General features: G+C 56.7%; 6 protein-coding genes and 1 pseudogene. 6 read left to right on the top strand and 1 reads right to left on the bottom strand.

Features of this window, described 5'->3' with window-relative positions; genetic code table 11:
- The 3 genes from ACMX3H_RS09845 to tus form a co-directional block, all read left to right on the top strand.
- Positions 1 to 451: ATP-binding protein (locus ACMX3H_RS09845; RefSeq protein ID WP_415210685.1), on the top strand; the 451-nt coding region annotated here is incomplete at its 5' end.
- Between the two features lie 80 nt (positions 452 to 531).
- Positions 532 to 678, top strand: a complete 147-nt coding sequence (locus ACMX3H_RS09840; RefSeq protein WP_415210684.1) for a hypothetical protein — start codon at positions 532 to 534, stop codon at positions 676 to 678.
- A 331-nt stretch (positions 679 to 1,009) separates the two neighbouring features.
- Positions 1,010 to 1,939, top strand: coding sequence for a DNA replication terminus site-binding protein (gene tus, locus ACMX3H_RS09835; protein ID WP_415210683.1), 930 nt, complete (start codon positions 1,010 to 1,012; stop codon positions 1,937 to 1,939).
- Positions 1,940 to 1,993: 54 nt separating this feature from the next.
- Here tus and fumC read toward each other — a convergent pair whose 3' ends face one another.
- Positions 1,994 to 3,391, bottom strand: coding sequence for a class II fumarate hydratase (fumC, locus tag ACMX3H_RS09830; protein ID WP_415210686.1), 1,398 nt, complete (start codon positions 3,389 to 3,391; stop codon positions 1,994 to 1,996).
- A 161-nt stretch (positions 3,392 to 3,552) separates the two neighbouring features.
- Here fumC and manA point away from each other — a divergent pair, with 161 nt between their 5' ends.
- The 3 genes and pseudogenes from manA to add form a co-directional block, all read left to right on the top strand.
- Positions 3,553 to 4,728, top strand: a complete 1,176-nt coding sequence (gene manA / locus ACMX3H_RS09825) for a mannose-6-phosphate isomerase (protein ID WP_415210682.1) — start codon at positions 3,553 to 3,555, stop codon at positions 4,726 to 4,728.
- Positions 4,729 to 4,873: 145 nt separating this feature from the next.
- Positions 4,874 to 6,409: a YdgA family protein gene (locus ACMX3H_RS09820; protein WP_415210681.1), complete on the top strand. Its 1,536-nt coding sequence runs from the start codon at positions 4,874 to 4,876 to the stop codon at positions 6,407 to 6,409.
- 128 nt (positions 6,410 to 6,537) lie between these two features.
- Positions 6,538 to 7,321: pseudogene (gene add / locus ACMX3H_RS09815) on the top strand (adenosine deaminase); the annotation flags it as partial.
- Between the last annotated feature and the right edge of the window lie 106 nt (positions 7,322 to 7,427).

Here is a 7,427-nt window from a genome sequence, read left to right as displayed (position 1 = left end):
CATACTCATCACGGGGCCGACAGGTACGGGCAAAACCTGGCTCAGTTGTGCGCTTGGAGAGCAGGCATGCCGGCAGCAATATAGCGTGCGTTACTGGTGTGTGGGTCGGTTGCTGGCCCATCTTCACCAGTGCCAGCTAGACGGAACCTACCTAAAACAGCTTAAGCAGTTAGAAAAAATAGAGTTACTGCTCTTGGACGACTTGGGCCTGAAATCAATGAGTCCGATGCAGGCAACGATGCTGTTGGAGGTGATGGAAGATCGTTACGACAAAAGCAGCTGCATCCTGATCAGTCAACTGCCGGTAAAAAAATGGTATGGACTGATAGAAAACCCCACGACAGCTGACGCGTTACTCGATCGGCTAGTACACCCCAGCTATCGACTGGAACTTAAAGGCGAATCACTACGCAAAGAGCAAGGAGTAGCCCGCACAGGAAAAATAGACTAAAACCGAGTCAGAAGATGAGCGAACACTTGATCGAATATCACTGGAATGGGTGATCGGAAAATATCGGAATAACTGATCGGATGTCGCCGGAACAGATGATCGGATACGTCGGAATCTGCAACGGCTACGGCTGGGCAGGCGTAGTGGCCTTTATTACCGTGCTACTGCTCGTTGGTCTTTACGTCGCCCAACGCCTGCGCCGGTTGCCGGCGCTGCGCGCAGTTTAACGCTGAGCGGTTAACTGCCGTTCAGGGGCGTTAAAGCGACTCCCGCCGGGTCCCCCTGGTTTCATCGTGCTGCCGGTGCCTTACGTTATGGCCTTTAGCGTCCCGGAGCGTGTTATCGGGCGCCAGGGCCGCGGGCGAGATGGGCCTCGTCTTCCCTCCGCTCATTGCTCGTGCCCGTGTCGTTATCCGTGGGCGCGAACGGCCTTCTCGAGTGGGTAGAAGGATCCTCTGCTGAGGTTTCTGGACGTGATGGTGTCTCTTTAGTTAAGGTGATAATGTTAGAATAACGTTAAAGTTTATAGTATATTGTAACTAATAGCGAGATGGAACTATGCCCTCTTTAGAGTTAACACAGCGTCTTAACACCTGCTTCAACACGCTGCAGATGCGCCTGGAGGCCCTGGGACCGCTGCTTGGTGGCTTTCGTCTGCTGGCCGCCCGCGTGTTTACCCTACCTGAAGTGGAAAAAGGTCAGGAACAGGCCGAAATCACCACAATCGAGGTACAACAACAGGTAGGAAAAACCGCGCTGGCAACCGGCCTGGCTCACTATCAGCGCCTGTTTATTTATCATCAGAAGATCGACAGCTGCAGCAAAGCGGCGATTCGCCTACCGGGCGCCTTATGCTTCGCCGTGGATAATGATCAGTATGCGTCCGCCCTCGCCTTGATGAATGAAATCAACGACCTCAAAGCGCAATTGGCCCAATTAATTACCGTCGAGTCGCAGCTCCCGCCGGAGCAACGTTTTGACTTTGTACATCGCCATTTGCGTGGCCTGAAAACCCTAAGCGCCTATCGCGGCCTGCAGGTGATTACCGATCCAGACTCGGTGCGTTTCGGCTGGGCAAATAAACAGGTTATTAAAAATCTGACGCGTCAGGAGGTGCTGACTATGCTGCAAAAAAGTCTGCAAGGTGGCCGCGCGGTCCCCCCATACACTCGGGAACAGTGGCAAGAGCGGGTGCGCGATGAGATTAACCAGGTGTCAAAACTGCCGCCGGACACCCCGCTGAAAATCAAACGGCCGGTAAAAGTACAGCCCATCGCGCGGGTGTGGTACCAAACGCGGCAAAAGCAGGTTCAATACGCCTGCCCTTCTCCGCTTATCGTGCTCTGCCGCACGCAGCAGGGAGCCACGGCGCCGGCGCTGGGGGAATTGCTGAATTATGACCGCCACACTATCCGCACGAAACATGTGCCGGCCGCGCTGCCCGCCCATCTGCTGATTGAACGGCTGCATCTCTATGTCGCGACCTAAGGCGAGCCTCTGCCTATGGCCCGCCTTATCGCCGGTTTTGTGGACCGGACACAGTCAGCTTTTCATGCTGCCGACCATGTCTTCTGGGCGGACCCATTCATCAAACTGCTGCTCCGTCACATAACCCAACTTCAGCGCTGATGCCTTAAGCGTCAGCCCCTCTTTATGGGCTTTCTTGGCGATTTCCGCCGCCTTGTCGTAGCCGATATGGGTGTTGAGCGCCGTCACCAGCATCAGTGATTCATTGAGCAACTGATCGATACGATCGCGGTTGGGGTCGATACCTACCGCGCAGTGGTGATTGAAGCTGTCGATACCGTCCGCCAGCAGGCGCACCGATTGCAGGAAATTATGGATAACCATGGGGCGGTAAACGTTTAACTCGAAATTACCGGAGGCGCCGCCGATATTCACCGCCGCGTCATTTCCCATGACCTGGCAACACAGCATGGTCATAGCTTCGCACTGGGTCGGGTTGACTTTGCCCGGCATGATGGAGCTGCCCGGCTCGTTTTCCGGAATGCTCAGCTCGCCGATACCGCAGCGAGGGCCGGACGCAAGCCAGCGCACATCGTTGGCGATTTTCATCATCGACGCCGCCAGCCCTTTCAGGGCGCCATGGCCGTGGACCAGAGCATCACAGGTCGCCAGGGATTCAAACTTGTTAGGTGCGGTGACAAACGGCTGTCCAGTCAGTTCCGCCAGCACTTTCGCCACGCGTACCGCATATTCTGGATGGGTGTTAAGACCGGTACCCACCGCGGTACCGCCCAGCGCCAGTTCGCACAGGTGCGGAATGCTCTGCTCAATATGCTTTGCGCTGTGCTCAAGCATCGCCACCCAGCCGGATATTTCCTGCCCGAGCGTCAGCGGCGTGGCATCCTGCAGGTGGGTACGGCCGATTTTCACGATATCGTTAAAGGCGGCGGCTTTGGCGGCCAAGGTTTTCTTTAATACCGCTATCTGCGGCCGCAGATGTTCGCGCACGGCGATAACCGCGGCGACGTGCATCGCCGTTGGAAAGACGTCATTGGAACTTTGGCTTTTATTGACATCGTCATTAGGATGCACCAGACGCCCATCGCCACGCTCGCCGCCCAGCAATTCACTGGCGCGGTTAGCCAGGACTTCGTTCATGTTCATGTTGCTTTGCGTGCCGGAGCCGGTCTGCCATATGGCCAGCGGGAATTCGGCGGGGTGGTGGCCGGCCAAAACTTCATCCGCTGCGCTGATGATGGCTTGCGCACGCTTGGCCTCAAGCAGGCCGAGATCCTTATTGACCTGCGCCGCGGCGCGTTTGGTTTGCGCCAACGCGCTAATCAATTCCGGGGGCATTTTTTCGCTGGAAATCCGAAAATGCTCCAGCGAGCGTTGCGTTTGCGCGCCCCAAAGGTGTTCCGCGGGGACGTCAATCGGCCCCATTGAATCTTTTTCTACACGAGTGACTGCCATCATAACCTCCTGGTATTCATCCTAAAGATCGCTAACCCGCCCTTAGATGCTTACTTCTATACTCAGGGCATTGGTAGTATAGTCCCACACAAACGCCTACCATTATGCGAGCGGTGAGCGCTATTACAATACGAATCAATAAATTATTAACGGGAACGATCATGGAAAAGATGATAAATACTCTCCAGCATTACGGCTGGGGCAGTAAAGACGCCCTAACCCGACTTTACGGCATTACCGATCCCGATGGCCGGCCGATGGCGGAATTATGGATGGGCGCCCACCCCAAAAGCAGTTCGCGCGTTCAGGATGCGCAGGGCAATGAAATAGCGCTGCGCACGCTCATTACCCGCGATCCCCAGGGCATGCTGGGCCGGGCGGTGGCGGAGCGTTTCGGGGAGTTGCCCTTTTTGTTCAAGGTGCTGTGCGCCGACGATCCGCTGTCTATTCAGGTCCATCCCAGCCTGAACGCGGCGCGCGCAGGGTTTGCCAAAGAAAACCAGGCGGGCATCGCCCTTGACGCGCCCAACCGCAATTACAAGGACGCCAACCATAAGCCGGAACTGGTGTTTGCCTTGACGCCGTTTCAAGCCATGAATGGCTTTCACACGCTGTCGTCTATCGTCTCGCTATTACAGCCCGTGGCGGGGGCCCACCCCACTATTGCCGCCTTCCTCGCCCATCCCGACGAGCCGCATTTAGCGCAACTGTTCGGCGATTTGCTGACGATGACCGGCGAGCAAAAATCCCTGGCGCTGGATATTCTCACCGCCGCGCTGGACCATCAGCATGGCGAACCTTGGGACACCGTGCGGATGATTGCCGAGGTTTATCCCGACGACAGCGGCCTGTTCTCGCCGCTGTTGCTGAATGTGATTGCCCTGCAGCCCGGCCAGGCGATGTTTTTGTTCGCGCAAACCCCCCATGCCTATCTCAAGGGTGTGGCGCTGGAAGTCATGGCCAACTCCGACAATGTGCTGCGCGCTGGCCTGACACCGAAGTATATCGATGTGCCGGAGCTGATGGCCAACGTGCAATTCGTCGCCAAACCTGAAGATACGCTGCTGACCGTGCCCGAGCAGCACGATGGCGCGCTGGTGTTCCCCATCCCGGTGGACGATTTCGCCTTTTCGCTGCACGTGCTCACGCCGGCGCCGCGCACGCTGGCCCAAGACAGCGCCGCCGTCTTATTCTGCGTCGACGGTCAGGCCACCGTGGACGGCGGCGGTCGACAATGCACGCTCCAGCCGGGTGAATCGGTCTTTATCGCAGCAAAAGATTCCCCCATTACGGTCAGCGGCAGTGGCCGTTTAGCTCGGGTTTATAATCAAAGCTAATGACTGCCAGACGAAATGCTTGTCAGTTGCTACTATATTAGTTGCATGGCTTGAGCCTCGTTCCCGGCCGTGTATGTTTTTTGTTGCCTTTGGCGTTACTGGGCGGACAAGTGGGATAGCAATAAATTATAAGGATGCATAACCTATGAAAAAAACCCTCGTAACGGTCAGCGTGATCGTCATTCTCGGCGCCGCTTGGACCGGCGGCGCTTGGTACACCGGCAAACAATTCCAGCGCCGTTTACCTGATTTGGTTAACGACGCCAATGCCCGGTTGCAAAGCGCGTTTCCACAGTCGGGTCTGCGTTTCGACGCGGAAAACTACCGGCGCGGCGTATTCACCAGTCATGTTGATGTCGTACTGCAGTCGGACGGCAGTACCGGCGACAATAAATTGCTCAAACCGGGCGAAGACGTGCGCTTTAATGAGAAAGTCGATCATGGCCCTTTCCCGTTTGCCCAACTGAAAAAAGGCGTGCTCATTCCCAGCCTGGCGTCGGTACACAGCCTACTGGCGAAAACGGCCAAAACCCAGCCGCTGTTTGACGCTGCGAAAGCCAACGTGCCGCTGGTGGCGGAGACCCGCGTTGGCTACGGCGGCAATACGGTATCCAAAATCACCTTGGCGGCGATGGATTTTCAGGATAATCAGACTATCATTCGCGCCCGCGGCGGGACATTTGATGTCGACGCGGATGGCGATAAGCTGAAGGTTTCCGGCGGCATCGAAAGCCTGGTGCTGGGCGGGCTTAATCAGTGGCGGCAGCAGCGCGAACAGCTGGCGGTGCATGATTTTACCGTTGACAACGATACCCATAACGGCAAGCAAGGTTACAGCATCGGCGATAATACGCTGAAAGCACGCACGCTGGTGTACAATCTGGACGGCAAAGATATTTTAAGTATCGACGCGCTGTCCCAGGTCACCCACGCTCAAGAAGATGGCGATAAGCTATCCGTCCAGGTCGCCTATGCCTTGGACACGCTGCATATCCAGGGGCAAAACTTCGGCGCAGGCAAGCTGAATATCACCTTATCCAATCTGGATGGCAAAGCGATTGAAGCCTTCAGTGATCAATATCACCAGCAGGTCGCGCAAATTATGCAGCAGACGGGGGCGGTGGATCCGCAGCAGCAGCAGGCGCAAATTACCCAAGCCTTCTTGCAGCAGCTGCCTACTGCGCTGAAAGGCAGCCCGTACCTGACTGTCGCCCCGTTGAGCTGGAAAAACTGCAAGGGGGAAAGCACCTTCACGCTGACGCTAAATCTCAACGATCCGACGGCGGCGCAGCAGACCGCGCAAAATCCGGCGCTGACGCCGGATCAACAATGGGCCAGGTTCGTCAATAAACTTGACGCCAAACTGACCGTCCCGCTGGATATGGCCACCGAGACCACCGCGCAGTTCGCCCGCCTGCAGGGTTATAATGAGAAAGACACCGACCAGCTTGCCAAGCAGCAGGTCCAGGGGCTGGCGGCCATGGGGCAAATGTTTAAATTGACCACGGTGGCAGATAATACGCTGACCAGCAGTTTTCAGTACGCCGACAACCAAATCAACCTAAACGGCCAGAAAATGTCGATTCAGAACTTCCTGGGTCTGTTCGGCGTGCTCGGGCTACCCGAAGGCGCCCCGCAACCCACCGCGCCGCCGGCGGTGCCGGCGGTGCCGCAGCCCTAAATCCCCGCATTATCGTCACTCGCTCCCGGCGCCAAGCCGGGAGCGTATTTCTCAACCGGGCGAATATCGCCCCGGCCGCGAAATGTTATAATGAGTCCTATTAATGTCACCTAAAAGAGTTATCACCCATGATTGATACGTCCCTGCCGCTGACAGATTTGCACCGTCATCTCGACGGCAATATACGCCCGCAAACGATCCTCGATCTCGGCCGCGAATTTAACGTCGCCCTGCCCGCCAACACGCTGGACGCCTTGCGTCCACATGTGCAGGTCACCGCTACCGAGCCGGATTTGGTCAGTTTTCTGCAGAAACTGGATTTGGGCGTGTCAGTGCTGGGGTCGTTGGAAGCCTGTCAGCGCGTGGCGCGGGAAAACGTCGCCGATGCGGTGGCGGCTGGCCTGGATTACGCCGAGCTGAGTTTCTCACCCTATTATATGGCGATGACCCATCGCCTGCCGCTGCAGGGGGTCGTGGAAGCGGTCATCGACGGTGTGCAAAGCGCCAGCCGCCAAAGCCGGATTGACGGTGCGTCTTATCGGTATTATGAGCCGCACCTTCGGCGAAGACGCCTGCTGGCAGGAGCTGGAGGCGATCCTCGCCTGCCGCGACGGCATCACCGCCGTGGATCTGGCCGGCGATGAGCTAGGCTATCCCGGCAGCGAGTTTCTCAGTCATTTTACCCGCGCCCGGGATGCCGGCCTGCGTATTACCGTGCACGCCGGTGAGGCCGCGGAGCCGGAAAGTATTTGGCAGGCTATCCAGGAGCTCGGCGCTGAAAGCATCGGCCACGGCGTGAAGACCATAGAAGATCCCAAGCTGATGGATTTCCTCGCCGCCCACGCCATCGGTATCGAAAGCTGCTTGACCTCCAATATTCGTAAGCGCCCCGTGGAGGACGTCTTGAATTATTGGTGGGTTTGTTGTACGAGACAGTAAACCTACGTTACACGCTTATGCTCATTGCATTTTCACATTGTATTGATTTTAATAACTTTTATTTCCATCCCGGTTTGAG

Source organism: Sodalis sp. (in: enterobacteria), from assembly GCF_047607725.1.
GTDB lineage: Bacteria > Pseudomonadota > Gammaproteobacteria > Enterobacterales > Enterobacteriaceae > JBLKSS01.
The sequence above is the reverse complement of the archived record's forward strand: the minus strand, read 5'-3'. Positions and strand labels throughout refer to the sequence as shown.